We start from the raw sequence: 328 nt of genomic DNA on the forward strand, positions 1-328 counted from the left end.
GCCTTCAGCGTGGCCGTTTCGGCTTCCTGCAGCTCACAGACCGCCATGCGGTCCTGCGCGCGCATCGCCTGTGCGCTCAGCAGCGGCGAGCCCGGGTAGTTGGTCAACGCGCCCACCGCGAAACCGCCCAGCACGCGGGCGGCGATGAACAGCCAGGACGCGTGGGCCGCGCCGGCACCGAGCGCCGAGACAAGGAACATCAGCGCTGACACGATCAGGATCTTCGAGGACGCGGCGGTGGACAGGCTCATGCAGGCTCCGGCAGGGTAATGACCACGCGCAGCCCGCCCAGCGGCGATGGCTCGGCGTGGATGAGGCCGTGGTGGGC

1 pseudogene is annotated in these 328 nt (G+C 70.4%); it reads right to left on the minus strand.

Going from position 1 to position 328, the window contains the following annotated elements:
- A pseudogene (gene rlmJ / locus ABGA94_RS15105) lies at positions 1-221 on the minus strand (23S rRNA (adenine(2030)-N(6))-methyltransferase RlmJ); the annotation flags it as partial.
- Positions 222-328 lie beyond the last annotated feature (107 nt).

The organism is Stenotrophomonas sp. 3diitr2024 (assembly GCF_042136455.1).
Lineage (GTDB): Bacteria > Pseudomonadota > Gammaproteobacteria > Xanthomonadales > Xanthomonadaceae > Stenotrophomonas > Stenotrophomonas sepilia.